The organism is Mycolicibacter sp. MU0083, from assembly GCF_963378075.1.
Lineage (GTDB): Bacteria > Actinomycetota > Actinomycetes > Mycobacteriales > Mycobacteriaceae > Mycobacterium > Mycobacterium kokjensenii.
Window position 1 is genome coordinate 2,966,607 of sequence record NZ_OY726394.1, and the last position, 25,004, is coordinate 2,991,610.

A 25,004-nucleotide genomic window follows, 5' to 3' on the forward strand; every position below is an offset into this window, starting at 1 on the left:
GACTGCAGGATCTGGCGTGGACGCACGACCGCGCAGAACCGTCCGGGTCCGCGACTACGCGACCGGACTCGCATTCGCCCACCTGCTCACCAGCGCCGAAGCCGTCGCGGTGGTGCTCTCGCTCAACGGCGAGACACCGGTCGCCGACGGGACCCTGTTGCGTGGCCCGAACCTGGTCCTGGTCGCGGTTCTGGTCACGCTGGGCACCCTGGCCGTCGTCACCGCGGGAACGGTCAGCATCGCCCCGTCGGTGCGCTGGTACACCGCCGGAGCCGAACCCGATCCCCGGCAACGCCGCGCCGCGATCAACATCCTGCGCCGGCAGTCGCTGATCGTGCTCGGGACCTGGCTGATCGGCGGGGCCATCGGCGTGGCCGCGATCCACTCGCACAATCTCGGGCTGATCGCGTTGCTCAGCGCGGTCATCGTCTTCGGCGGTACCGCATCGGTGAGCACCAGCATGCTGTTCACCCAACGCACCTTCCGGCCCATCGTGGCCGCCGTCTGGCAGGACAGCGACGTCCGTGCGACCGCCCCCGGGGTGCTGGCCCGGCTGGTGACCATGTGGTTCATCACCTGCGCGATGCCGTCGGCGGCCATCGTCGCGCTGATCGTCTGCCGACAGATGGGCTGGATCATCGACCCGAACTCCTCGGTGGAGGTCCCGGTGCTGGTGCTGTGCGTGGTGGCGGTGCTGCTCGGGGTCCGGGCCATGATCCTGGTGGCCAGGTCCATCTCGGATCCGGTCGGTGAGGTCGTCAGTGCGATGGCGCGGGTCGAGCGTGGCCAGATGAACACCTCGGTCGACGTCTACGAGCAGTCCGAGATCGGCCGGTTGCAGACCGGCTTCAACCGCATGGTCGCCGGTCTGGCCGAACGTGACCGACTGCAGGACCTGTTCGGCCGGCACGTCGGCTCCGACGTCGCGCGCCTGGCGGTCGAACAGGATCTCGCCCTGTCGGGGTCCGTGCAAGAAGCGGCGATTTTGTTCATCGATCTGGTGGGATCGACCGAACTGGCGGCCACCCACCCGCCCGACGAGGTCGCCGCGGTCCTCAACGACTTCTTCCGCATCGTGGTCGACACCGTCGACGCCCAGCGCGGTTCGATCAACAAGTTTCAGGGCGATGCGGCGCTGGCGGTCTTCGGCGCACCGGTGCCCGACGCGGATGCCGCGGCGGCGGCGTTGATCGCGGCCCGCACCCTGATCACCCGGCTCCGCCGGCTGCCGCTGGTGGATTTCGGGATCGGGGTGTCGGCGGGTCCGGTGTTCGCCGGCAACATCGGCAGCGAGAACCGCTACGAATACACGGTGGTCGGCGACGCGGTCAACGAGGCCGCCCGGCTCGCCGACCGTGCCAAATCCGTCTCCGCCCGCGTGCTGTGCTCGGCATCGGCGCTCGAATGCGCCGGCGACGAACGCGGCCACTGGGTTCGGCACGGATCGGCGGTACTGCGCGGTCGCACCCGGCCCACCGAGATGTCGACGCCGGTCGAAATACCCGGCACCGGGGGATGACCAGATCCGCGAACGCATGCCAGACTCCGAACATGGCTTATGACATCGCTCGCCCCCAGATGGAGGGCAACATCGCCGTCGGCGAGGACCGTCAGCTCGGATTCGCCGAATTCGGCGCACCACAGGGCCGGGCGATGTTCTGGTTGCACGGCACCCCCGGCGCACGTCGCCAGATTCCCGTCGAAGCGCGCGTTTATGCCGCCGAGGCCGACATCCGGCTGATCGGGGTGGACCGGCCCGGTATCGGTTCCTCGACGCCGTTCCAATACGAGTCGGTGTCCGAGTTCGCCGGGGACCTGCGGACCGTGGCCAACACCCTCGGCATCGACAAGATGGCGGTCATCGGGCTGTCCGGCGGCGGCCCCTACACGCTGGCCTGTGCCGCGGCGATGCCCGACCGGGTGGTGGCCGCCGGGGTGCTGGGCGGTGTCGCCCCGGCGGTGGGGCCCGAGGCGATCGACAGCAGCCTGATGAAGCTGGCGCGGCTCGCCGAACCGGTGCTGGATCGAGCCGGGCGACCGATCAGCGCGCTGGCCGCCGGGCTGATCCGGGTGATCCGACCGGTGGCCTCACCCGCACTGGAGATCTACGCCCGCCTCTCCCCCGACGGCGACCGCGAGATGCTGGGCCGCCCGGAGTTCAAGGCGATGTTCCTCGACGACCTGCTCAACGGCTCCCGTAAGCAACTGGCCGCCCCCATCGCCGATGCGGTGCTGTTCGCTCGGCCCTGGGGCTTCCGGCTCAGCGATGTCACCGTGCCGGTGCACTGGTGGCACGGCGACGCCGACCACATCGTCCCGTTCTCGCACGGCAAGCACGCGGTGGCACTGCTTCCCGACGCCCGGCTCTATCCGATCCCCGGCGAGAGTCACCTGGCCGGCTTGGGCCGGGCCGAGGAGATTCTGCGCACCATGTCGCAGACCTGGGACGCCGCCGAGGGGCCGACGGCATGACCGCACCGCAATCGATCCGGGAGTTGTTCGACCAGCTCGGCCTGCGGGAGGTGCCGTCGGCCGAGGGCACCTTGACGTTGGAGATGCCCGTCGACGAGCGGGTGGTCAACACCTCCGGCGGGCTGCAGGGCGGGCTGATCGCCACCATGGCCGACGTGGCGGCCGGACAGCTCGCGGCACGCAGCACGCCCTTCGGCAACGGCATCGCCACCACCGATCTGTTCATCCGCTACCTGCGGCCGATCAAGGTCGGCCCCGCCCGGGCGGTGGCATCCATCCTGCGTACCGGCCGTCGATCGGTGGTCACCCAGGTCGACATCTACCGCGGCGAAGACGATCAGCTGGCCGCCACCGCGACGGTGAACTTCGCCGCGATCGAGCTGCCCGGCTGATCGTCGGGGCCGTGCGATCGCACCGCCGTGCGATGATCTGCTCATGTCGGTAGTTCTGGTGCACGGTAACCCCGAATCGGATGCGATCTGGGATCCACTGGTCGATGCCCTGGGCCGCGACGATGTCGTGCGGCTTTCGCCTCCGGGATTCGGAGCCCCACTGCCGCAAGACTTCTCGGCGAGCTACACCGCATACCGTGATTGGCTCGAGACCGAGCTCGAGGGCCTGCAGGACCCGCACGACCCGATCGATCTGGTCGGCCACGACTGGGGCGGGGTGCATGTGGTGAATGCGATGATGCATCGCCCCGAACTGGTGCGCAGCTGGGCCAGCGACATCATCGGGGTATTCGACCCGGACTACGTCTGGCCCGAGACCGCGCAGATCTGGCGGACCCCCGGCAAGGGTGAACGACTGGTCGAGAACATGCTCGGCGGGACGGTGGAAGACCGGACCGCGCTGTGGTCGGCCACGTTGCCGGCCGACATCGCCGCGTCGCTGGCACGCGCCCAGGGGCCGGAGATGGGCCGGGCGACGCTGCTGCTGTACCGCTCGGTGGAGGGGCCCGGGGCGATGGCGGCGGCCGGTGGCGGGTTGGAGCGGGCACGCACCCGCCCGGGCCTTTCACTGCTGGCCACCGGGGATCCCTACGTCGGGTCCGATGAGATCCGTCGTCGCGCAGCGCAGCAGGCCGGTGCCCGCACCGAGGTGCTCGACGGGCTCGGCCACTGGTGGATGACGGACGACCCCGTTCGCGGCGCCGAGGCGCTCACCCGGTTCTGGGCGTCGCTGCCCTGACCGGGAGCCGCGACCGCGCTCAGTTCGGGGTGCTCAACCGACTCTCGATGAAGTGCGGCAACCGGAACCGCCGCGGCGGGCGCACGACCGGGGACTCCGGTCGGGCATCGCCGTTCTGCGCGGCGGCATAGGCTCCGGCGTTGCCGGTCACGCGCAGCACCTGGCCGCGCCAGGTGATGTCGGCTTCCCGATAGGCCTCGACCAGTGCGCGTTCCAACAGGTCGTCGGCCTCGCCGATCGACAACGCGGCCGACTCGATGAATTCCCCGTCGCGGGCATCCAGCTTGAGCGTGGTGGGTCCGGTCTCGACCAGGTCGCAGTTGGCGCGGATGCTCAGTTCGGCGTTGGCTCGGGCCAGACCGGCCAAAGCGTAGGCGGCCAACAGGACTCGGCACGCCTCGTCACCGGCCGGGCCGCAGTCGAAGCGCAGTTGCCGCAACGCGGCGAAGCTGAGTACCTGGGTCCGGATGATCCGGCTGCAGCAGACTCCGGCCTCGGCTGTGGTACGCGAGTCCGGCGACGCCCCGTCGACGACCACTCCGATGATCTCGCCGGACAGCACGCCGCGAAAGCGGCTCTGCCCGGAGCCGAGTGCGGCATCGATGGCGCCGAACACCAGGCTGCCCGGACTCAGTTCCAGCAGCGCGCGGGCGTTATCGGGCGTGCTCTCGCGGGCCGCCCGGTAGGCCGGGTGCGCGATCGCCGGCTTGCCGTCGATGGACCCGGTGAGAAAGTGACCGTCGAAAATACGTTGCGGCAGTTCGAGATCGGTGTAAATCACATGGCCGCCGTCGTAGCTGACCTCGATGCGCGGCACGCGGCTCAACAACGGGTGCTGGTCGCGGATGTCCTGGAGGATCGCGGCTTCGACGCGTTGGACCTGGCTGTGGTTGTCGTCGACGAGGACCGTCGCGGTCGGCTCCCCGTCGATCAGTCGCATGGCCGGCGCGGCACCCGATGCGCCGCGCCCGGAACGATGGGCCGGGCTGATCGCCGAATGGGCTCCCCCGGCGGGGGCCAGTTCGGTGGACACGCTCAGCGTGCTACCGCCGCCGGCCTGGCATGCGGCGGTGAGCTGTCGGTAGGACAGTTTGGACAAAGCGATCAACCTTTCTGCTCCACCGAGTCTGGCACAGGCGTCCGATCCAGGTCCGGCTCGAGATAGATGACCCGCGCCGTGGGCACGGCCGCGCGGATGTTGGCCTCGGCGGCGTCGATCGTGGCCGCGACACCGGGCAGGTCGAGTTCGGGAGCGAGCGCGATCTTGGCTCCCACCAGCATCTCCTCCGGCCCGAGGTACTGGGTGCGGATGTGAATCAACCGGGTGACGTGCTCGGTGCGTTCCAGGGCGCCGCGGATCTCCCGGTCCTCGGCCACCGTGGCCCCCTCGCCGATCAGCAGGCTGTGCATCTCGATCATCAGGAATACGGCGACCGCCCCGAGCAGGAGGCCGATCGCGATCGTGCCCACGCTGTCCCACACCGGGTTGCCGGTGAGTACGGTCAAGCCCACACCGGTCAGCGCCAACATCAGCCCGATCAGCGCCGCGGCGTCTTCCAACAGCACCACGGGCAGTTCGGGATTGCGGGAGGTGCGAACGAACCGCCACCAGCTTCCGGGCCCCTTCAGCGGGCGTGACTCTTTCAATGCGGTACGAAAACTGAAGGATTCCAAGGCGATCGCCACCACCAAGATGACGATCGCCACCTCCGGCGAAGTCAACTCGACCGGGTGACGGATCTTTTCGTAGCCCTCGTACAGCGCGAACATCGAGCCCATCGTGAACAACACCAGGGCCACCACGAACGACCAGAAGTAGCGGCTGCGTCCGTGCCCGAAGGGGTGCAGCGCATCCGGCGCCTTGGCGGCGGCGTGTTGCCCGAACAGCAGCAGGGCCTGGTTGGAGGTGTCGACCACCGAGTGCACCGCCTCGGCGAGCATGGCCGCACTGCCGGTGATCAGGTAACCGGTGAACTTCGCCACCGCGATACCGCCGTTGGCCGCCAGCGCCGCGATGATCGCCTTGGTGCTCCCCGACGACGACACGTCAGAGGCCTATCGTCGCCCGGAACAGCGCGGACGGTTGTTGGGCAGACAACCGGATCGGCCCGTCGTCGTAGGGCACCCAGGCGGATTGTCCGCGGTGCAGCGTCAACGTCTTCGACTTGGCGTACACCGTGACCGCGCCTTCGGCACAGAGCAGAATCTGCGGGCCGTCGTGACGCACCGGCGCATCCACCTCGTGGCCGAGGAGGCTCCCGTCGAGGCTCAGCCGCGACACCGCGAATTCGTCGGCCGCGGTGCGGTAGACGACTTCCGGTCCATCGGTGTAGGTCGCCGACCGCAGCGCCTGCTCGGTGGTGGGGGCGAAGTCCAGGACCCGCAACAACTCGGGCACGTCGACGTGTTTGGGCGTCAGACCGCCACGAAGCACGTTGTCGGAGTTGGCCATAACCTCCAACCCCACACCGTGCAGGTAGGTGTGCAGGTTGCCGGCCTGCAGGAAGATCGCTTCACCCGGCGCCAGACTGACCCGGTTGAGCAGCAGCGACGCCAGCACCCCGGCGTCGCCGGGATAGCGCTCGCCGAGTTCGAGCACCGTCTTGGCCTCCGCGGAGAACTCCCCGGCATCGGAGCTCAGGTAGTGGATGGCGCCTTCGAGGACCGCGGGCACCAGCACGTCCAGATCCGGCTGCGGCGCAGTGATCCAGGTGGTGAACAGTGCCCGCAGGCCGTCGGCGTCGGATTGGGCATCGGCCGGATCCAAGCCGGGCCGGTCGTTGCCGGCCTCGCCCCCGAGCAACTCGATGAACGGATCCAGGTCGGATACCGCCAGCGCCCGCAGCAGTTCGACGGTGCGGGCCACGGGCCGGAATCCGGCCAACGCCTCGAACGGCTGCAACGCCACCAGCAGCTCGGGTTTGTGGCTGGTGTCGCGGTAGTTGCGGATCGGCGAGGACACCGGAACACCGAGTCGCTCTTCGCGCTCGTACCCCTCGACCGCCTGTACGGCACTGGGGTGGGCCTGCAGCGACAGCGGCTCGTCGGCGGCGAGCACCTTGACCAGAAACGGCAACCGGTCCCCGAAGCGGCCCTGGGCCACCGCGCCCAGCTGGCCCTCCGGATCCTTGTTCAACTCGTCGAGCAGCGACACCTCACCGCTGTCCGTCTCCAGCCATGCCGGATCTCCGGGGTGCGCGCCGAGCCACAGTTCGGCCTCCGGGTGCATCGCCGGAACCGGTCGACCGGTGAACTCGGCGATGGCGGTCCGCGAGCCCCAAGCGTAGGTCCGTATCGCTCCGCGTAGTAGTTCCACTGTTCCCGTCAACCCCGCAAAAATCCCACATAGGCGGCGGCCATCTCCAACCGCACCGACAACACCGCAAGCTGCTGCTCCACCCCGCCGGGGCCGGTGGCGACCGCCCCCGGGGCCGTTGCCTCAGCAGGACCTCCCGACGCTACCGGGATGTCCTCGACCCCGACCAGATCGACGTCGGGCAGGCCCGCGGTCCGCGCCGCCACCACGGTACGGTCGGCGGCCAGCGTCAACGCCAGCACCCGCAGCCGCCCGGCGGCCGGACCGTCGATCTGTTCGTCGTGAAAGATATCGGCGACATCGCGACCCGCGGCGGACCGCGCCCGCAACGCGCTCACCGCGTCGGCCAGTCCGGCCGCCGCCACGGTGCTCCGCCCGATCCGCAGCATCGCCGCCGCACCGTGCCGGGCCAGCTCCAGCGTCGCCGCACAGTCACCGACCAGCGCGACGTCCCGGCCGACGATCCGGTCCGCCAGCAGTTTCGCCGGGTTGGTGAAGAGTTCCCGGGCCGCACTGTTACGCAGTGCCTCGGCGTCGAGTTCGTCGGCGAGCGCGCCCAGATCCGTCGGGTCACCGCCGCTCAGACCCAGCGCGTCCAGGACGGCCAGGCCGGCCGCGAGATAGCGCTGCAGGCCGTATTCCGCCGCAACCGGGATCCGCGGCTCCAGCACCGCGACACGGCCGGCGGTGGCATCGCGTAGCGGGCCCTCGAACGGTGCGACCACCACGACCCGCGCACCGCGCCGCACCCCGGCGGCGGCCCCGGCGACCAGCGCCGGGTCTCCCGGGTCGTCGCCGGCGACGATGAGCACATCCAGCGACCCGATCCAGGACGGCACTTCGGCCGCCGCCACCAGCGGCGTCCGCGCCGAGGCACCGCGTGCCGCGGCCAGCAGGGTTCCCGCCGTCACCGCCGCGCCGCGGGTGGACAACCAGATCACCGTCCGCGGCGGATAGTCGCCGGCGTCGCTGCGCACGATGTCCAGGGCACCTTCATCGACCGTCGCCCCGGTGGCGCGCACCTGCGCGCCGGCCATCGAAGCCGCCCACAGGGCGCCGTCGTGGTCGGCGGCCAGCAGCGCCTCGGGGTCATCGAGGTCGACGGTGGAGAAGGACCCGGAGAAGGCGGTCACGGCCGGGGCTTCTCGGCGACGGCTTCGATCTGTTCGGCGACCCTGGCCACCACCGCGTCCACGGCCGTGGAGCCGGGTGCTTCCACGTTGAGCCGCAGCAGCGGTTCGGTGTTGGAGCTGCGCAGGTTGAACCAACTCCCCGCGCCCAGGTCGACGGTCACCCCGTCCAGGTCGTCGACGGAGACCCGCTCGCCGAACGAGCCCACGACGGCGTCCACGCAGGCCTGGGCATCGGCGACGGTGAAATTGATCTCGCCCGACGCCGCGTAACGCTGGTAGTCGGCGGTCAGTTCCGACAGCGGTCGCTGTTGTTCGCCGAGGGCGGCCAGTACGTGCAGGGCGGCCAGCATGCCCGAGTCGGCGCCCCAGAAGTCCCGGAAGTAGTAGTGCGCCGAGTGCTCGCCGCCGAAGATGGCACCGGTCTGCGCCATCAGCGCCTTGATGTAGGAATGCCCGACCCGCGACCGCAGCGGCGTACCGCCGCGCTCGGCGACCAGTTCGGGCACCGCCCGCGACGTGATCAGGTTGTGGATCACCGTGGCGCCCGGTTCGCGCGCCAGTTCGCGGGCGGCGACCAGTCCCGTCACCGCCGACGGGGAGACCGGCTCTCCGCGCTCGTCGACGACGAAACAGCGGTCGGCGTCACCGTCGAAGGCCAGCCCGATGTCGGCGCCACTGTCCCGTACGAACGCCTGCAGGTCGGTGAGATTCGCCGGGTCCAGCGGGTTGGCCTCGTGGTTGGGGAAGTTGCCGTCCAGTTCGAAATAGAGCGGCAACAGCGTGACGGCGTCGACCGACCCGAACACCGCGGGTGCGGTGTGGCCGGCCATACCGTTGCCGGCGTCGACGGCGACGCGCAGCGGCCGTGAGCCGGAGATGTCGACCAGGGAGTGCAGGAACGCCGCGTAGCCGGCCAGTACGTCGCGGTCGGTGCCGCTGCCCGGCGAGCCGTGCCGGCCGGGGGCCGGGTCGACTCCGGCGATCAGCTCGTCGCTGATGCGCCCCAGGCCGGTGTCGGCGCCCACCGGCTTGGCACCCGCCCGGCAGAGCTTGATGCCGTTGTAGGCGGCCGGATTGTGGCTGGCGGTGAACATCGCACCGGGGCAGTCCAGCGATCCCGAGGCGTAATAGAGCTGGTCGGTGGAGGCCAGCCCGATCCGGATCACGTCCAGGCCGCGCGCGGTCACCCCGCCGGCGAAGGCCGCCGACAGCGCCGGCGAACTATCGCGCATGTCGTGGCCGATGACGACCTGCCGGGCACCCTCCTCGGCCATTAGCTGGGCAAACGAGTACCCGACCTCGGCGACAAGGGATTCATCGATCTCCGAACCGACCAGGCCACGTACGTCGTACGCCTTGATCACACGGTGGACAGCCGCAGCGGGCCGAGACATGGACAGGGCTCCTGACGAAGTGGACTCTTGCCGCTCAAGCCTAGCCCGGAACGGGCGATCAGTCCGACGGGTCCGGCAACACGCGCAGGTGGCCGCGCCGGCGACCGGTGGTCTTGGTGGACGAAACGGGCGGCGCCAGCAGGCCGCCACCGGGTCCGGCACCGGATCCTCCCCGGTGCTGCGAATCGCCCGCACCGGCCTGCGGGTACCACCCGCTCGCCGGGGCGGCCCGGCCCGATTCGCCCTCGCGCACCGCTTCGGCGAGAGCAACGAGGTCGTCTTCTTCGGGGGACACCCAGGGCCCCGGGTGGCGGACCATCTCCCAGCCCCGCGGGGCGGTGATCCGGCCCGCGTGACTGAAGCACAGGTCCCAGGAATGCGGCTCGGCGGCAGTGGCCAGGGGGCCGACCACAGCGGTGGAGTCCGAGTAGACGAACGTCAGCGTCGCCACCGCATAGTGCGGACACCCTGGCCGACAGCAGCGGCGGGGAACGTTCACGCGGTCGAGGCTATCGTGGCCGCGCACCGCCGTGGCGCCGGACACGCGCAATGGAGACGCACCCTATGCGCAACCGTTACCATCGCTGCGTGATCGCCACGCGTCGTCGAAGGCGCGGCCGCGAAGCCCGCGGGCCGCTGCTGCCGCCGACCGTCCCGGGTTGGCGCAGCCGCGCGGAACGCTTCGACATGGCGGTGCTGGAAGCCTACGAACCCCTCGAGCAACGCTGGAAGAGTCGTCTGGCGGCACTCGACGTCGCCGTCGATGAGATTCCCCGGATCGCGGCGAAGGATCCGGACAGCGTGCAGTGGCCGCCGGAAGTCGTCGCGGACGGTCCCATCCCCCTGGCCCGGCTGATTCCCGCCGGCGTCGACGTTCGGGGCAACCCGACTCGGGCGCGAATTCTGCTGTTCCGCAAGCCGATCGAGCAGCGCGCTAACGACAGCACCGAACTCGGGGATCTACTGCACGAAATTCTGGTGGCTCAGGTCGCCACGTATCTGGACGTCGACCCCACCGTGATCGACCCGACACTCGATGACTGAAAGGCGCTGACCGCGACGGGTCCGCGCCGACAGCGAACTCAGATGATGCCGCGCTTGAGGCGCCGGCGCTCGCGCTCGGACAGCCCGCCCCAGATACCGAAGCGTTCGTCGTGCGCCAAGGCGTATTCCAGGCACTCGCTGCGCACCGCGCACCGCTGGCAGATCTTCTTGGCCTCCCGGGTGGAGCCGCCCTTCTCCGGGAAGAACGCCTCGGGGTCGGTCTGCGAGCACAGCGCGCGATCCTGCCACTGCTCGTTGGTGGCCGACTCGGGATCGAACGGATCGAACTCGTCGTAGTCCTCGGGTTGCGGCACCAGGCTCAGATGCGGCCGGTTGGGCATCGGCTCGACCGTCTCCGACGGGGTCATCTCCACACCGGCGTGCGACGTTCCTCCCATCACGCCCCAAAGGTGCTCATAGGACATGCTCGGCCTCCTCACCTCGTAGCGCGATACTGATATTCGGCCCGCTTGCCGCCACTGCCAGCCGTTCCAATTCGAACATGTGATCGAATCTCGGTCTGCGACACCGAAATCGGCTGCCAACCGGGAAATGACACTGATGTGATTAGACACGCACCCGACGTGCCCGGTCAAGCCGAACGGCCGAATTCCTTACCATCTCGTGACTCATTTCCGACGTGTCTGATACCGGCGAGTCCTTGTCATCTACCCCACATCGGCCGATCGGCGTGTCACAGCCGGACTCTCAGGCTCGCGTGACGGCGGTCCGCCACACCGCCCCCGAGACCGCCAAAGGTACTGTCGTGCGCTGTGAAGGTCACGGTTCTCGTCGGCGGGGTCGGCGGCGCCCGATTCCTGCTCGGCGTCCAGAAGTTGCTGGGGTTGGGCCAGTTCGCCGCCGCCTCGGACGGCGACGAGGCCGGCCCGCACGAGCTGACCGCCGTCGTCAACGTCGGCGACGACGCCTGGATGCACGGTGTGCGCATCTGTCCCGATCTGGACACCTGCATGTACACCCTGGGCGGCGGCGTGGACCCGGAGCGCGGCTGGGGCCACCGCGACGAAACCTGGCACGCCATGGAGGAGTTGGCCCACTACGGCATGCAGCCGGACTGGTTCGGCCTCGGCGACCGCGACCTGGCCACCCATCTGGTCCGCACCCAGTCGCTGCGAGCCGGCTATTCACTGACCGACGTGACCGCGGCACTGTGCGAGCGATGGCGACCGGGCGCACGGCTGCTGCCGGTCACCGACGACAGCTGTGAAACCCACGTCGTGATCACCGATCCCGACGACGAGACCCGGCGGGCGATTCACTTCCAGGAGTGGTGGGTGCGCCACCGCGCCCAGGTACCCACCCACGGATTCGGCTTCGTCGGTGCGGAGAAGGCCACCGCGACACCCGATGTGGTGGCGGCGATCACCGATGCCGACGTCGTGCTGGTCGCCCCGTCCAATCCCGTGGTCAGCGTCGGTGCGATCCTGGCCGTGCCGGGGGTCCGGGCGGCGCTGCGCTCGACATCCGCGCCGATCGTCGGCTACTCCCCGATCGTCGCCGGGAAGCCGTTGCGGGGCATGGCAGATATCTGCCTGAGCGTGATCGGACTGGACTCCACCGCACGGGCGGTGGGCGAGCACTACGGCGCACGCAGTCAGACCGGCATCCTGGACTACTGGCTGGTGCACGAGGGCGATCCCACCGAGGGCATCGACGGCCTGACGGTCCGCTCCGCACCGTTGCTGATGACCGATCCGGCCGCGACGGCCGAGATGGTGCGCACCGGACTGGATCTCGCGGGCGTGCGATGACCGAGCACGGCAGCGCCGCCAAAGTCGAGATCCTGCCGGTCACCGGGCTCGGCGAGTTCCGGCCCGGCGACGACCTGGCGGCCGCGCTGGCGTCGGCCGCACCGTGGTTGGCCGACGGCGACATCGTGGTGGTCACCAGCAAGGTGGTGTCCAAGTGTGAGGGCCGCATCGTGCCGGCTCCCGGCGACGCCGAAGCCCGAGATGCGTTGCGCCGCCAACTGGTCGAAGCCGAAGCGGTCCGGGTCCTGGCCCGCAAGGGCCGCACCTGGATCACCGAGAACCGCATCGGACTGGTGCAGGCCGCCGCCGGTGTCGACGGTTCCAACGTGGGCTCCGACGAACTCGCCCTGCTCCCGGTCGATCCCGATCGCAGCGCCGCCGCACTGCGCGCCGGACTCACCGCACGGCTCGGCGTCGAGGTGGCGGTGCTCATCACCGACACGATGGGACGCGCCTGGCGCAACGGCCAGATCGACGTCGCGATCGGGGCGTCGGGCCTGACCGTGCTCAACGGCTATGCCGGATCCGTCGACCGGCACGGCAACGAATTGGTGGTCACCGAGGTGGCCGTCGCCGACGAACTGGCCGCGGCCGCCGACCTGGTCAAGGGCAAGCTCACCGACGTACCGGTGGCCGTGGTGCGCGGAATCGCCAGTCCCGACGACGGTTCCACCGCCGCCGCACTGGTGCGCTCGGGCACCGACGACCTGTTCTGGCTGGGCACCGCCGAGGCGATGGAGGCGGGCCGGATCCAGGCCCAACTGCTGCGCCGTTCGGTGCGTACCTTCACCGACGAGCCGGTGCCGGCACAGCTGGTGACCGACGCGGTGGCCGATGCGCTGACCGCCCCGGCACCGCACCACACCCGGCCCGTTCGATTCGTCTGGCTGCAGCGGCCCGACGTCCGCATTCGGCTGCTGGATGCCATGGCCGCCAAGTGGCGGGCCGACCTGACCGCCGACGGCCGGTCACCCGAGGCTATCGACGCCCGGGTCTCGCGCGGCCGAATCCTCTACGACGCACCGGAAGTCATGATTCCGATCATGGTTCCCGACGGGGCCCACCACTACCCCGATGCCGCGCGTACGGCCGCCGAGCGCACCATGTTCACCGTTGCGGCCGGCGCGGCCGTCCAGGGACTGCTGGTCGCATTGGCGGCGCGCGGGGTGGGCAGCTGCTGGATCGGCTCCACCATCTTCACCCCGGATCTGGTGCGCGCCGAACTGGATCTTCCCGACGACTGGGAGCCCTTGGGCGCCATCGCGATCGGCTATCCGACCGAGCCACTGGAGCCGCGTTCGCCGGCGCCGGTCGACGAACTTCTGGTGCACCGGTGAGCCTGCACGATTCCGCCGTGGCGGCCCTGACGGGCTGGGCGGCACCGGATTCCGCACAGGACTCGTTGCGGCACGCGGTACTGGCGTTCCTGGCCGCCCGCAGCGACGCCTGTCGGCGCGAATGCGAGCCCGGGCACATCACCGCCTCCACCCTGGTGCTCGACCACACCGGCTCACACGCCCTGCTGACCCTGCACCCGCGGGTCGGCCGCTGGCTGCAGCTCGGTGGGCATTGTGAGGACACCGACGTCGACGTCACCGCCGCAGCGCTGCGCGAGGCCACCGAAGAGTCCGGGATCGCCGGGCTGCGGCTCGCCCCGCAACTGGCGGCCGTGCACGTGCACCCGGTGACCTGTTCGTTGGGCGTGCCGACCAGACATCTGGATCTACAGTTCGTGGCGCACGCGCCGGCCGACGCGCAGATCCGCGTCAGCGACGAATCGCTAGCCCTGCGCTGGTGGCCGGTGCACGCGCTTCCCCCGGACGCCGACGACGCCCTGGTTCATCTGGTGGGGCAGGCCCTCGCCCGCACGCGATAGCCCCCTTCCCTGCGTTGACACTGCGGCTATGGCGGGAAAGTGCGAGAAGGGTGCGCCCTGAGCGCAGAGTGAACGGGGAATCGGCTCAGACGTCGCTGGAGTAGCGGATCCCGCAGTCCGGAATCGACACCCCGGGCCAGACCCGGGCACCGCGCAACAGTTCGCAGCGCGCCCCGATGTCGGCGCCGTCGCCGATCACCCCGTCGCGGATCAGCGCACGCGGGCCGATGCGGGCACCGAATCCGATGATCGACCGCTCGATCACGCTGCCCGCCTCGACCTTGACGCCGTCGAAGATCACCGCGCCGTCGAGTCGGGCACCCGGGCCGATCTCGGCGCCCCGGCCGACCACGGTTCCGCCGATCAGGACCGCTCCGGGCGCCACCGAGGCGCCGTCGTGCACCAGTGACTCGCCACGCTCACCGACCAACGCCGGGGACGGCGCGATACCGCGGACCAGATCCGCCGAGCCCCGGACGAAGTCCTCGGGTGTGCCCATGTCACGCCAGTAGCTGGTGTCGACGTAGCCGCAGACCTTGACGCCGTCGGACAGCAGCCCCGGGAACACCTCGCGTTCCACCGAGACCGGCCGTCCGCGCGGGATCCGGTCGATGACCTCGCGGGACAGTACGTAGCAGCCGGCGTTGATCTGATCGGTCGGCGGGTCCTCGGTCTTCTCCAGGAACGCGGTGACGCGGCCGTCCCGGGTGGGAACACAGCCGAACGCCCGCGGGTCGCCCACCCGCACCAGGTGCAGGGTCGCTTCGGCGCCCTGTTCGCGGTGGTAGTCGTGCAGGTCGATCAGGTCGGCCCCCGAGAGCACGTCGCCGTTGAACACCATCGCGGTGTCGTGGCGCAGCTGCGAGGCGACGTTGGCGATTCCGCCGCCGGTACCCAGCGGCTCCTCTTCGGTCACGTACTCGATCTGCAGGCCCAGATCCGAGCCGTCACCGAACTCCTCGGAGAACACCGCCGGCTTGTAGGAGGTGCTGAGCACGACGTGTTCGATGCCGGCGGCCGCGATCCGCGACAGCAGGTGGGTGACGAACGGCAGCCCCGCCGTCGGCAGCATCGGTTTGGGCGCGGACAGGGTCAGCGGCCGCAGTCGCGTCCCCTTGCCGCCGACGAGGACGACCGCGTCGACCTTGCTCAATGTCACGGTTGTCCCTTCGTCAGTTTGCGGCGGGCATGGCGTACCGCCAGGTGCGAACGCACCGCCAGCGCGCCGCGCATGCTCCAGCGCAACGGCGCCCGCCACCAGCCGGTGTGCCGGTCGGCCAGATAGGTATAGGTGCTGCGGTGATGCGCGGCCAGGTTACGGGCCGGGTCCTTGCCGGTGGCGTGCCCCTTCTGGTGCAGCACCTCCGCCGAGGGCACATAAACGTTGAGCCAGCCGGCCTTGGCCAGCCGGTCCCCCAGGTCCACGTCTTCCATATAGAGGAAGTACCGGTCGTCGAAGCCGCCGATCGCGTCGAATGCCGCGCGGCGCACCAGCAGGCACGCCCCCGACAGCCACCCGACCGCGCGCTCGCTGGGTTCCAGGCGCTCCTGCCGGTAGGCCCGGCTCCAGGGATTGTTCGGCCACAGCGGTCCGACGACGGCGTGCATGCCCCCGCGCACCAGGCTCGGCAGGTGACGCGCCGAGGGATACACCGAGCCGTCGGGTTCGCGGATCAGCGGGCCCAGCGTCGCGGCCTGCGGCCACCGGTCGGCCGCGGCCAGCAGTTCGTCGATGCTGCCCGGTCCCCACTGGACGTCGGGGTTGGCCACGATCAGGAATTCCTCGCGCTGGGCGCCGTCGGCGTCGAGCCGTGCCACCGCGGCGTTGACCGCGCCGCCGTAGCCCAGATTGGATCCGGTGCGCAGCAGTTCCACGTCGGGATAACGCTGCACGGCGGCTTCCGGTGCCCCGTCGGTGGAGCCGTTGTCGGCCATCACCACCCGCACCGGGCGCTCGGTGGCCAGCGACAACGACGCCAGGAAGCGATCCAGATGCCACCCCGGCGAATACGTCACCGTCACCACGGGTAGGCCCTCACTCACGGCGTAGAGGTTATCTGGCGACCGCGGCGGACAACGCATCGCTCCACCGCCGCAGCGGTGTCAGGCCCGCCTTCGCCGACTCGACACCCGACAGCGCGGAGTAGGCCGGCCGGGCCGCCGGTCGCGGGTTCTGCGCACTGCTGACCGGGCGGACCCGCTCCGGATCGGCGCCGACCGCGGCGAACACCGCGCGGGCTTGGTCGAAGCGACTGACCGCGCCGTCGTTGGCGGCGTGCAGCACCCGGGCGCTGGGTGGTGCGGCGGCCAGGGCCAACAACGCATCGACGAGGTCACCGGTGTAGGTCGGTGAACCGACCTGGTCGTCGACCACCGCGACGTCGGCGCCCGCGGCGGCCCGGTCCCGCATCACCGCGACGAAATCGGAGCCACCGGCGGCACCGGTGTACACCCAGGAGGTCCGCACCACCAGCGCGTCCGCCGATCCCGTCAGCACGGCCTGCTCCCCGGCCAGTTTGGTGCTGCCGTAGACCGACAGCGGCCGGGTGGCGTCACCCGGCTCGTACGGGCGCGGTGGCTCGCCGCCGAAGTCACCGTCGAAGACGTAGTCGGTGGAGATGTGGATCAGTCGCGCCCCGGCCCGCGCGCAGGCGGCCGCCAGGTGGCCCGGGCCGGCCGCGTTGACCGCGTGGGCGCGCTCCCGGTCGGTCTCGGCGGCGTCGACGGCGGTGTAGGCGGCACAGTTGATCAGTACGTCGCCCGGCCGCAATGCAAGGCCGTCGACGGCGGCGGGGTCGGCGATGTCACAGTCCGCCGAGGTGAGGGCCAGCGTGTCGAGGCCGGCCTGCGCGGCACGGGCGGTCAGGAAGGTGCCGACTTGGCCGCCGGCGCCGGTGATCACGATGCGCTGCAGAGTGGTCATGGGGGCGAGCCTATGCGGCGGCCCCAGCGCCGAACCTGGCACGCCGAATTCGGCTACCGCCGATACAGCAGTTACGCAAGTAATCTGAAGTGATGCCTGCGCAACGTGTGGTTCGCTTGATCGCCGCGGCGGCAGCCGTCGCCATCGTCCTGGGCACCGGGGTGGCCTGGAGCCAGGTCCGGTCGTTCGAGGACGGCATCTTCCACGTCTCGTCGCTGGCGTTGGGCAACGGCGGATCCGACGGCGCGGTCGACATCCTGCTGGTCGGGATGGATAGCCGCACCGATGCCCACGGCAACCCGCTGACCCCGGAGGAGTTGGCCGCGCTGCGGGTCGGCGACGACGAAGCCACCAACACCGACACCATCATCCTGGTCCGGATACCCAACAACGGGAAGTCGGCGACGGCGATCTCGATTCCGCGCGACTCCTACGTCGCGGCGCCCGGCCTGGACAAGACCAAGATCAACGGCGTGTACGGCGCCACCCGACTGGAGACCGCCGACGCCCTCGTCGAAGCGGGCATGGACCCGATCCAGGCGCAGGCCCGCGGCACCGAAGCGGGCCGTGAAGCGCTGATCCAGACGGTGGCCGACCTGACCGGCGTCACCGTCGACCACTACGCCGAGATCGGCCTGCTGGGGTTCGCGCTGATCACCGACGCGCTCGGCGGCGTCGACGTCTGCCTCAACGAGCCGGTCTACGAGGAACTCTCCGGGGCGGACTTCCCGGCCGGCTGGCAGCGCCTCGGCGGCGCCCAGGCGCTGAGCTTCGTGCGGCAGCGCCATGGGCTCCCGCACGGCGACCTGGATCGGGTCCGGCGCCAGCAGGTGGTGATGGCGTCACTGGCCCACCAGGTCATCTCCGGCAAGACCCTGTCCAGCCCGGGCACGCTGTCGCGACTGCAGTCGGCGGTGCAGCGCTCCGTGGTGCTGTCGGCCGGCTGGGATGTCATCGACTTCGTCACCAAATCCCAGGACCTGGCCGCGGGCAAGGTGGCGTTCGCGACCATCCCGGTCCTCGAAGAGGCCGGCTGGAGCGACGACGGCATGCACAGCGTGGTGCGTGTCGACCCCACCCAGGTGGCCGACTGGGTGGCCGGCCTGCTGCACGACCAGGACGAGGGCAAGACCGAACAACTGGCCTACAGCCCCGAGAACACCACCGCCAGCGTGTTCAACGACACCGACATCAACGGTCTGGCCGCCGCGGTCTCGGGGGTGCTCGACGCGAAGGGATTCGGCACCGGCGCCGTCGGCAACTACGAATCCGAGCACGTGGCCGCCAGCCAGGTCCAGGCCGCCTCGGCCGACGACCCCGGCGCGCAGGCGGTGGCCCGGGATCTGGGCGGGTTGCCGGTGGTCTCCGACGAGTCGGTGCCCACCGGCGCGGTACGCGTCGTGCTCGCCAACGACTACACCGGGCCCGGCTCGGGCCTGAGCGCCGGAAGCCACACGCAGGTGGCCGGCATCTCCGGCACCGACGATGACGAGCCGGCCCAGATCCCGGTCGCCACACCGATTCTGACCGCGGGTTCCAACGACCCCCAGTGCGTCAACTAGCGTCGACGCAGTGACCAACCTCAGCTCGGCGATCCTCGACCCGATCCTGCAGGCCGACCCGGTGGGGCCACGTATCACCTATTACGACGACGCCACCTCCGAACGCATCGAGCTGTCGGCGGTCACCCTGGCCAACTGGGCGGCCAAGACCGGCAACCTGCTGCGCGATGAGCTCGGCGCCGGCGCGGGGAGCCGCGTCGCGGTGCTGCTGCCGGCGCACTGGCAGACCGCGGCGGTGCTGTTCGGGGTGTGGTGGATCGGCGCCGAGGTGCTGCTCGACACCGCGGATTCCGACGCCGACATCGCATTGTGCACCGCCGACCGGCTCGACGAGGCCGATGCGGCGGTGGCTGCCACCGGGGGCGAGGTGGCGGTGTTGTCCCTGGACCCGTTCGGGCGGGCCGCTCCGGACCTTCCTGTCGGCGTCACCGACTACGCGACCGCGGTGCGCGTGCACGGCGACCAGATAGTCGCCGAACGACGTCCCGGTGCGGCCCTGGCCGGATCGTCCGCCGACGACGTGCTGACTTCCTGCCGGAAACGCGCGGCGGAGCTGGGAGTGTCGCCCTCGGACCGGGTGTGGTCGGCCAACACCTGGCGGACCCCCGCGGAGTTGATCGACAACATGCTCGCGGTGTTCGCGATCGGCGCCTCGCTGGTGCAGGTCGCCCACCCCGATCCCGGCCTGCAAGCGCGCCGACGGGAGACCGAAAGGGTCACCCGCAACTTCGACTGACGCGATTTCGGCGCGATTCGCCCCGCTGAGCGGATACAACCGCGCCGAAATCGCAAGGGGATACATGCATAAATGCCTATATGATGATAGCCTTGCTCGCACGGAGCAGCCCCGGGCGAGAGGAGACAACACATGGCGGTACAGGGATTGCTGGCAAAAGCGGCGTCGACGGTGTTCACCGGCCTGGTCGGTGTCAGCGCCTACGAACTGGCGCGCCGGGCGTTGGCGAAGGCGCCGCTGCACGAGGCGGCCGTCACCGCCACCGAGTGGAGCCTGCGCGGCACCCGGCGGGCCGAGGAGGTCGCCGAATCGGCGCGGCTGAAAGTCGCCGACGTGGTCGCCGAGGCACGGGACCGCATCGGCGAGGAAGCCACCCCGCCGGCGGCGGCCGTCGCACACGACCACGACCACTGACGGCCATGAACGCGGCCGATGACGAACCGACCGTCGTCTCCGATGCGGCCGGCCGGATGCGGGTACAGGTCGACTGGGTGCGACGTGACTCGCGGCGCGCGGTCGCCGCCGAAGAGGCCGCCGGCCGGGTCAACGGGGTGCGCACCGTGCACGCCTACCCGCGCACCGGCGCGGTCGTGGTCTGGTACTCCCCCAAAAGAACCGACACCGCGGAGATCCTCGCGGCGATCGCATCCGCGGCCACCGTGGCGGCCGAACTGATCCCGGCCCGCACCCCGCGCTCGGCCGACGTCCGCAACACCGACGTGCTGCGCATGGCCATCGGCGGTGCCGCGCTCGCACTCCTGGGGATACGCCGCTACGCGTTCGCCCGGCCCCCGCTGTTGGGAGCGAGCGGCCAGCTCGTGGCGACCGGCGCCACGGTGTTCATGGGCTACCCCTTCCTGCGCGGCGCACTGCGTTCGATCCGGTCCGGCAAGGCCGGCACCGACGCACTGGTGACCGCCGCGACCGTGGCAAGCCTGGTGCTGCGCGAGAACGTGGTCGCGTTGACGGTGTTGTGGCTGCTCAACATCGGCGAGTACCTGCAGGATCTGACGCTGCGCCGCACCCGGCGCGCGATCTCGGATCTGCTGCGCGGCAACCAGGACACCGCCTGGGTGCGGGTGCGGCAAGGCCCCCCGGAAAGCCCGGATTACGCCGAAGTGCAGGTGCCGATCGACACGCTGCAGATCGGCGACGAGGTGGTGGTCCACGACCATGTGGCCCTGCCGGTCGACGGCGAGATCATCGACGGCGAGGCCGTCATCGACCAGTCCGCGATCACCGGCGAGACCCTGCCGGTCAGCGCGGCGACCGGAGCGCGTGTCCATGCCGGTTCGGTGGTGATCCGCGGCCGGGTGGTGGTCCGGGCCACCGCGGTCGGCGACCAGACCGTGATCGGCCGGATCATCAGCCGCGTCGAGGAAGCGCAACACGACCGCGCTCCCATCCAGACCGTCGGCGAGAACTTCTCCCGGCGTTTCGTCCCGGCCTCGTTCATCCTGTCGGCGATCACCCTCGTGCTCACCCGCGACGTCCGTCGCGCGATGACCATGCTGCTGATCGCCTGCCCCTGCGCGGTGGGACTGGCCACCCCGACCGCGATCAGTGCGGCGATCGGCAACGGCGCACGGCGCGGCATCCTGATCAAGGGCGGCTCCCATCTGGAACAGGCGGGCCGGGTGGACGCCATCGTGTTCGACAAGACCGGGACACTGACCGTCGGCCGCCCCGTGGTGACCAATATCGTTGCCATTCACAAGGATTGGCAGCCCGAGCAGGTGCTCGCCTACGCCGCGAGCTCGGAGTTGCATTCCCGCCACCCACTGGCCGAGGCGGTGATCCGTTCCACCGAGGAACGTCACATCAGCATTCCGCCGCACGAGGAGTGCGAGGTTCTGGTGGGCTTGGGTATCCGCACCCGGGCCGACGGCCGCACGCTGCTGCTGGGTAGCCCGAACCTGCTGCGCTCGGAGAAGGTCCGCATCTCGAAGAAGGCCGCCGACTGGGTCACCAAGCTGCGGGCCCAGGCGGAGACTCCCCTGCTGCTGGCGGTCGACGGCACCCTGGTGGGGTTGATCAGCCTGCGCGACGAGGTACGCCCTGAGGCACGTGACGTGCTGGACGCATTGCGCGCCAAGGGAATCCGTCGCATCGTCATGCTGACCGGCGATCACCCCGAGACCGCGGCCGCGGTGGCGAGCGAACTCGGCATCGAAGAGTGGCGTGCCGAGGTACTGCCGGAGGACAAGTTGCAGACGGTCCGTGCGCTACAGGACGACGGGTACGTGGTCGGCATGGTCGGCGACGGGGTCAACGATGCACCGGCCCTGGCCGCTGCCGACATGGGCATCGCGATGGGCCTGGCCGGCACCGACGTGGCCGTGGAGACCGCCGACGTGGCACTGGCCAACGACGACCTGCGCCGGTTGCTCGACGTCCGGGATCTGGGCGGTCGTGCGGTCGAGGTGATCCGTCAGAACTACGGCATGTCGATCGCGGTCAACGCCGCGGGTCTATTGATCGGTGCCGGCGGCGCGCTCTCCCCGGTGCTGGCGGCGATCCTGCACAACGCATCGTCGGTGGCGGTCGTCGCCAACAGTTCGCGGTTGATCCGTTACCGGCTGGCCGCCGATCCGTTGGCTTCCAGACCCGCGGTGTCGTAATCTGTCCTGGTCCCGACTGTTCCTGTCGAGCACCACCACCAGCTCCAGGGCAGTCGGGACTTCACCTCAAGGATGGCAACCGCCCTGCCGAAATCCGGGTCTCAGCAGCCGCAGCCCTCGCCGCGCCAGGACCGGAAACCCTGCCACACCGACACCGCGGCCACTCCCAGACCGATCAGCGGGTCCAGCCACCAGCCACCGGTCCACTGCATGCTGAGGATCAGCCCGACCAGCACGGCGCCGGCCTGCATCGCGCACAGGTAGTTCTGCACGCCCTCACCGACGGTCGCCGCCGACCCCAACCGCCTACCGAGCCGACGTTGGCTTCGGCCCAGGATCGGCATCACCAGTACCGCGGTGGCGGTGACAGCGATCCCGATGGCGCTGCTCTCGACCTGGTGCTCGCCGAAGAAGTGCCGCACCGACTCCGCCGCGATGTAGGGGGCGTTGATCCAGAACGAGATCGCCACCCACATCTGGGCGCGCCGTTCGGCCGTCTCCGACAGGGTGCGGGCGCCGGTGAACCGCCAGATCACCACGGCCCCGGCCAGTCCTTCGGGAATGGCCCCCAGGGCCCAGCCGGTCAGCGCGATCGAGCCGGCGGTCAGTCCCTGCCACAGCCCCACCACGCCTTCCACCCCGACCAGCAGCAGACTCGCCCAGGCGAGCCGGCGGGCCCACACCGCGGCACGGTGCCATCCGTCGTCCCGGACGGTCGGGGTGTGGTGGGTGTGGCCGGCGTGCTCATGGTCGTGCCGGTGACCGACGGCATCCGGGGTACGGACGTCTGTCACCGGATCGATGATGCCCGCCTCGGGGCCGGCGACGCGACTGTCCACAGGAAAAATGCTACCTGCCGTTTCGACCGGCAACCGCCGCCCGCGTCGCTGCCGCGCCGGTCGCTAGTCGGCGGCGTCCACCTTGACCACCCGGTCGTTGCCCCGGTCGGCGACGTAGATGTTGCCGCGCTTGTCGACGGCGACGTCCAGGGGCGCGTTGAGTCCGGTGAAGGGAAGGACTTCCGGGATCGCGGCATCGGCGGCCAGTTTCACCACCTTGTTGCGGTTCTGTTCGGTGACGTAGACGTCGCCGGCTTCATCCACTGCGATGCCGCGCGGCGAGACGATCCCGGAGAAGGACAGCACGACCTGTTCGTTGGATGCGGCCAACAGTTTGACGACGCGATTGTTGCCGGAGTCGGTGACGTAGACGTTGCCGGCGGAATCCACCGCCACCCCGGCCGGCTTGTTGAGCCCGACGAACGGCAGCGTGGTCTGGGTGTTGGTGACGGCTTCCATCCGCAACACCACATCGTTGCCGCGATCGGCGACATAGATGTTGCCGGCGGAGTCCACGGCGATCCCGTCCGGATCCTCCAGCCCCGCGAACGGGAGCACCACGTGGGTGTCGGCGTCGGCCCCGAGTTTGACCACCCGGTTGTCGACGTCGGAGAAATACACGTTGCCGACGTCGTCGACGACCAGTCCCCGGGGTTGGTACTGGTCGCTGAACGGCAGCACCGTGGAGCGGTCCGACCCGGCGGCCAGTTTCACCACCCGGCCGTGCATGCCGTCGCTGGTGACGTAGACGTTGCCGTCGTCGTCCAACGCCACCCCACCCGGCGACAGTCGATAGTCGAGGTCGGTGAAGGGCAGCACCGCCTGCGGCGGCGAGGCCACCGGTGTGGCCGACGAGGGCCGCGACACCAGCTGTCCGACACCGCCGACGACGGCCACCGCCGCAACCACGGCCGCGGCGACCAACACCGGTTTGCCGGGCAACCGCCAGCGTCGTCCCGGAGTGGGCATGACCACGTCCGGGGTGCCCAGATCGGTGCGCAGCAGCGGCGACATCGGCAACGGTGCGGGCAGCGGCCCGCCCGGGCCGATACCCGCCAGGGCGCCGAAACCGGTGTCCGACGGCGCCCCGCCGATCAGGCCGGCGGCGGCCCGCGCCGCGCCGCCGCGCCCCTCGAGGCGGGGTGCCGGCTCGGGCTCCAATCCGCCGGGCAGGTGCAGTGCCGGCTCGCCGCGACGCAGAATCCGGGAGACCTGATGCCGTTCGGCTTCGGTCAGCGCCTGGTAGGCGGCGGCCGCCAATTCACCGGCACTGCTGTAGCGGTCCTCCGGTTTGCCGGCGAGGCCCCGCGCCAGCACCGCGTCGACGGCGGCGGGCACCCGCCCCGGGCGCAGTTTGCTGGGCTGCGGCGGCGCCGCGGTACGCCGCTCCTCGATCGCCGCCTCGACGGTGTCGGCGGAGAACGGCGGAACCCCGCTCAGAGCCTCGGCCAGCACACACGCCAGCGAGTAGATGTCGGAGAGATGGGTGACCTGTTCACCGGTCAGGCGCTCGGGCGCCATGTAACCGAGGGTTCCCAGCGACGGCTTCGCCGGCGCGCCGGGGCCGGCGATGGCCGCGGCCACACCGAAGTCCATCAGGTGCGCCAGATCGTCCTCGGTGACCAGGATGTTGTCGGGTTTGACGTCACGGTGCACGACATAGGCATTGTGGGCCGCGTCCAGGGCGGCGGCCACCTGCCGCACGATGGCCACCGCACGCGGTGCGCTCAGCGGCCCCTGCTCGGCCAGCACCGTCGCCAGATCCGTGCCGTCGACCAGGCCGGTCTCCAGGTAGAGCACGTCGTCGATCTCGCCGTAGGCCCGGATCGGCGTCACGTGCGGTTCGTTCAACTGCCCGGCGGCCTCGGCTTCATCCTCCAGCCGACTGCGGAACGCTTCGTCGGCCGAGAACGACTCGGAGATCAGCTTCAGCGCCACCGTCTCGTCGTTACGGGTGTCCTCGGCCCGGTAGACCTCCCCCACCACGCCATGCCCCAGCAGTTCGCCCAACTGGTAGGGGCCGAATCGCGACCCGGCCCGCGAACCCGGCTCGGGATTGTTCACCGACGACGCTCCCCTCGACCACACGATGCCGCGCACCGCGGCGAAAGATTGGCTACCAGAC

General features: G+C 70.2%; 24 protein-coding genes. 12 read left to right on the plus strand and 12 right to left on the minus strand.

Annotated features, from left to right (window positions below; translation table 11 throughout):
- Positions 1 to 16: 16 nt before the first annotated feature.
- The 4 genes from RCP38_RS13875 to RCP38_RS13890 are packed head-to-tail and all read left to right on the plus strand — an operon-like array spanning position 17 to position 3,663.
- Positions 17 to 1,519 (plus strand): adenylate/guanylate cyclase domain-containing protein, encoded by a 1,503-nt coding sequence (locus tag RCP38_RS13875; protein WP_416223206.1) that lies wholly within the window; start codon positions 17 to 19, stop codon positions 1,517 to 1,519.
- A gap of 32 nt (positions 1,520 to 1,551) precedes the next feature.
- Complete coding sequence (locus tag RCP38_RS13880; RefSeq protein ID WP_308473513.1) at positions 1,552 to 2,472, plus strand: alpha/beta fold hydrolase; 921 nt, start codon at positions 1,552 to 1,554, stop codon at positions 2,470 to 2,472.
- On the plus strand, positions 2,469 to 2,864 hold the full coding sequence (locus RCP38_RS13885; protein WP_308473514.1) for a PaaI family thioesterase: 396 nt from the start codon (positions 2,469 to 2,471) through the stop codon (positions 2,862 to 2,864). The genes RCP38_RS13880 and RCP38_RS13885 overlap by 4 nt, the downstream gene beginning before the upstream one ends.
- Positions 2,865 to 2,907: 43 nt before the next feature.
- Positions 2,908 to 3,663, plus strand: coding sequence for an alpha/beta fold hydrolase (locus tag RCP38_RS13890; RefSeq protein ID WP_308473515.1), 756 nt, complete (start codon positions 2,908 to 2,910; stop codon positions 3,661 to 3,663).
- 19 nt (positions 3,664 to 3,682) lie between these two features.
- Here the strand turns inward: RCP38_RS13890 and RCP38_RS13895 are convergent, their stop codons facing one another.
- The 6 genes from RCP38_RS13895 to RCP38_RS13920 are packed head-to-tail and all read right to left on the minus strand — an operon-like array spanning position 3,683 to position 10,005.
- Entirely contained in the window at positions 3,683 to 4,762 is a 1,080-nt protein-coding gene (locus tag RCP38_RS13895) for a type I-U CRISPR-associated protein Cas7 (protein ID WP_308473516.1), read from the minus strand.
- Between the two features lie 5 nt (positions 4,763 to 4,767).
- Positions 4,768 to 5,709, minus strand: a complete 942-nt coding sequence (locus RCP38_RS13900; protein WP_308473517.1) for a cation diffusion facilitator family transporter — start codon at positions 5,707 to 5,709, stop codon at positions 4,768 to 4,770.
- A gap of 1 nt (position 5,710) precedes the next feature.
- Complete coding sequence (gene manA / locus RCP38_RS13905) at positions 5,711 to 6,979, minus strand: mannose-6-phosphate isomerase, class I (RefSeq protein ID WP_308477301.1); 1,269 nt, start codon at positions 6,977 to 6,979, stop codon at positions 5,711 to 5,713.
- A gap of 8 nt (positions 6,980 to 6,987) precedes the next feature.
- Complete coding sequence (locus RCP38_RS13910) at positions 6,988 to 8,112, minus strand: TobH protein (protein WP_308473518.1); 1,125 nt, start codon at positions 8,110 to 8,112, stop codon at positions 6,988 to 6,990.
- The gene (locus tag RCP38_RS13915; RefSeq protein ID WP_308473519.1) at positions 8,109 to 9,506 is read right to left on the minus strand and encodes a phosphomannomutase/phosphoglucomutase; all 1,398 of its coding nucleotides are present in this window, start codon (positions 9,504 to 9,506) and stop codon (positions 8,109 to 8,111) included. The genes RCP38_RS13910 and RCP38_RS13915 overlap by 4 nt, the downstream gene beginning before the upstream one ends.
- Positions 9,507 to 9,564: 58 nt before the next feature.
- Positions 9,565 to 10,005 carry a DUF3499 domain-containing protein gene (locus tag RCP38_RS13920; RefSeq protein WP_308473520.1) on the minus strand — a complete coding sequence of 147 codons (441 nt, stop codon included), beginning with the start codon at positions 10,003 to 10,005 and terminating at the stop codon, positions 9,565 to 9,567.
- A 65-nt stretch (positions 10,006 to 10,070) separates the two neighbouring features.
- Between RCP38_RS13920 and RCP38_RS13925 the strand changes: the two genes are divergently transcribed.
- Positions 10,071 to 10,550: a metallopeptidase family protein gene (locus tag RCP38_RS13925; RefSeq protein ID WP_308473521.1), complete on the plus strand. Its 480-nt coding sequence runs from the start codon at positions 10,071 to 10,073 to the stop codon at positions 10,548 to 10,550.
- 38 nt (positions 10,551 to 10,588) lie between these two features.
- Here RCP38_RS13925 and RCP38_RS13930 read toward each other — a convergent pair whose 3' ends face one another.
- On the minus strand, positions 10,589 to 10,975 hold the full coding sequence (locus tag RCP38_RS13930; RefSeq protein ID WP_308473522.1) for a WhiB family transcriptional regulator: 387 nt from the start codon (positions 10,973 to 10,975) through the stop codon (positions 10,589 to 10,591).
- A gap of 348 nt (positions 10,976 to 11,323) precedes the next feature.
- Here RCP38_RS13930 and cofD point away from each other — a divergent pair, with 348 nt between their 5' ends.
- Genes cofD through RCP38_RS13945 form a run of 3 tightly spaced genes read left to right on the plus strand, consistent with a single transcriptional unit; the run spans position 11,324 to position 14,198 of the window.
- Positions 11,324 to 12,322 (plus strand): 2-phospho-L-lactate transferase, encoded by a 999-nt coding sequence (gene cofD / locus RCP38_RS13935; RefSeq protein WP_308473523.1) that lies wholly within the window; start codon positions 11,324 to 11,326, stop codon positions 12,320 to 12,322.
- The gene (locus RCP38_RS13940) at positions 12,319 to 13,659 is read left to right on the plus strand and encodes a coenzyme F420-0:L-glutamate ligase (RefSeq protein ID WP_308473524.1); all 1,341 of its coding nucleotides are present in this window, start codon (positions 12,319 to 12,321) and stop codon (positions 13,657 to 13,659) included. Before cofD ends, RCP38_RS13940 begins: the two co-directional genes overlap by 4 nt.
- Positions 13,656 to 14,198 (plus strand): NUDIX hydrolase, encoded by a 543-nt coding sequence (locus RCP38_RS13945; RefSeq protein ID WP_308473525.1) that lies wholly within the window; start codon positions 13,656 to 13,658, stop codon positions 14,196 to 14,198. The genes RCP38_RS13940 and RCP38_RS13945 overlap by 4 nt, the downstream gene beginning before the upstream one ends.
- 85 nt (positions 14,199 to 14,283) lie before the next feature.
- Here RCP38_RS13945 and manB read toward each other — a convergent pair whose 3' ends face one another.
- The 3 genes from manB to rfbD are packed head-to-tail and all read right to left on the minus strand — an operon-like array spanning position 14,284 to position 17,121.
- Positions 14,284 to 15,357, minus strand: coding sequence for a mannose-1-phosphate guanylyltransferase (manB, locus tag RCP38_RS13950; RefSeq protein ID WP_308473526.1), 1,074 nt, complete (start codon positions 15,355 to 15,357; stop codon positions 14,284 to 14,286).
- Entirely contained in the window at positions 15,354 to 16,241 is an 888-nt protein-coding gene (locus tag RCP38_RS13955) for a glycosyltransferase family 2 protein (RefSeq protein WP_308473527.1), read from the minus strand. Before RCP38_RS13955 ends, manB begins: the two co-directional genes overlap by 4 nt.
- Before the next feature lie 10 nt (positions 16,242 to 16,251).
- Positions 16,252 to 17,121 carry a dTDP-4-dehydrorhamnose reductase gene (rfbD, locus tag RCP38_RS13960; protein ID WP_308473528.1) on the minus strand — a complete coding sequence of 290 codons (870 nt, stop codon included), beginning with the start codon at positions 17,119 to 17,121 and terminating at the stop codon, positions 16,252 to 16,254.
- 89 nt (positions 17,122 to 17,210) lie between these two features.
- Between rfbD and RCP38_RS13965 the strand changes: the two genes are divergently transcribed.
- From RCP38_RS13965 to ctpC, 4 genes are all read left to right on the plus strand, one after another.
- Positions 17,211 to 18,683: an LCP family protein gene (locus RCP38_RS13965; protein ID WP_373692364.1), complete on the plus strand. Its 1,473-nt coding sequence runs from the start codon at positions 17,211 to 17,213 to the stop codon at positions 18,681 to 18,683.
- A 10-nt stretch (positions 18,684 to 18,693) separates the two neighbouring features.
- Complete coding sequence (locus tag RCP38_RS13970; protein WP_308473530.1) at positions 18,694 to 19,419, plus strand: TIGR03089 family protein; 726 nt, start codon at positions 18,694 to 18,696, stop codon at positions 19,417 to 19,419.
- A 132-nt stretch (positions 19,420 to 19,551) separates the two neighbouring features.
- Positions 19,552 to 19,833: a DUF1490 family protein gene (locus RCP38_RS13975; RefSeq protein ID WP_308473531.1), complete on the plus strand. Its 282-nt coding sequence runs from the start codon at positions 19,552 to 19,554 to the stop codon at positions 19,831 to 19,833.
- A 5-nt stretch (positions 19,834 to 19,838) separates the two neighbouring features.
- Positions 19,839 to 22,040, plus strand: a complete 2,202-nt coding sequence (ctpC, locus tag RCP38_RS13980) for a manganese-exporting P-type ATPase CtpC (RefSeq protein ID WP_308473532.1) — start codon at positions 19,839 to 19,841, stop codon at positions 22,038 to 22,040.
- Between the two features lie 101 nt (positions 22,041 to 22,141).
- On the opposite strand, the gene RCP38_RS13985 is transcribed toward ctpC, so the two are convergent.
- Together RCP38_RS13985 and RCP38_RS13990 are read right to left on the minus strand one after the other, a co-directional pair.
- Positions 22,142 to 22,723 carry a cation efflux transmembrane domain-containing protein gene (locus tag RCP38_RS13985; protein WP_308477303.1) on the minus strand — a complete coding sequence of 194 codons (582 nt, stop codon included), beginning with the start codon at positions 22,721 to 22,723 and terminating at the stop codon, positions 22,142 to 22,144.
- A 219-nt stretch (positions 22,724 to 22,942) separates the two neighbouring features.
- Positions 22,943 to 24,943, minus strand: a complete 2,001-nt coding sequence (locus RCP38_RS13990; RefSeq protein ID WP_308473533.1) for a serine/threonine-protein kinase PknD — start codon at positions 24,941 to 24,943, stop codon at positions 22,943 to 22,945.
- Between the last annotated feature and the right edge of the window lie 61 nt (positions 24,944 to 25,004).

Excerpts from the sequence above, each read along its gene's own strand:
- rfbD (WP_308473528.1), bottom strand. The coding sequence starts at position 17,121 with ATGACCACTCTGCAGCGCATCGTGATCACCGGCGCCGGCGGCCAAGTC.
- RCP38_RS13880 (WP_308473513.1), top strand. The coding sequence starts at position 1,552 with ATGGCTTATGACATCGCTCGCCCCCAGATGGAGGGCAACATCGCCGTC.
- RCP38_RS13930 (WP_308473522.1), bottom strand. The coding sequence starts at position 10,975 with ATGTCCTATGAGCACCTTTGGGGCGTGATGGGAGGAACGTCGCACGCC.
- ctpC (WP_308473532.1), top strand. The coding sequence starts at position 19,839 with ATGAACGCGGCCGATGACGAACCGACCGTCGTCTCCGATGCGGCCGGC.
- RCP38_RS13975 (WP_308473531.1), top strand. The coding sequence starts at position 19,552 with ATGGCGGTACAGGGATTGCTGGCAAAAGCGGCGTCGACGGTGTTCACC.
- RCP38_RS13940 (WP_308473524.1), top strand. The coding sequence starts at position 12,319 with ATGACCGAGCACGGCAGCGCCGCCAAAGTCGAGATCCTGCCGGTCACC.
- RCP38_RS13925 (WP_308473521.1), top strand. The coding sequence starts at position 10,071 with ATGCGCAACCGTTACCATCGCTGCGTGATCGCCACGCGTCGTCGAAGG.
- RCP38_RS13915 (WP_308473519.1), bottom strand. The coding sequence starts at position 9,506 with ATGTCTCGGCCCGCTGCGGCTGTCCACCGTGTGATCAAGGCGTACGAC.
- RCP38_RS13890 (WP_308473515.1), top strand. The coding sequence starts at position 2,908 with ATGTCGGTAGTTCTGGTGCACGGTAACCCCGAATCGGATGCGATCTGG.
- RCP38_RS13885 (WP_308473514.1), top strand. The coding sequence starts at position 2,469 with ATGACCGCACCGCAATCGATCCGGGAGTTGTTCGACCAGCTCGGCCTG.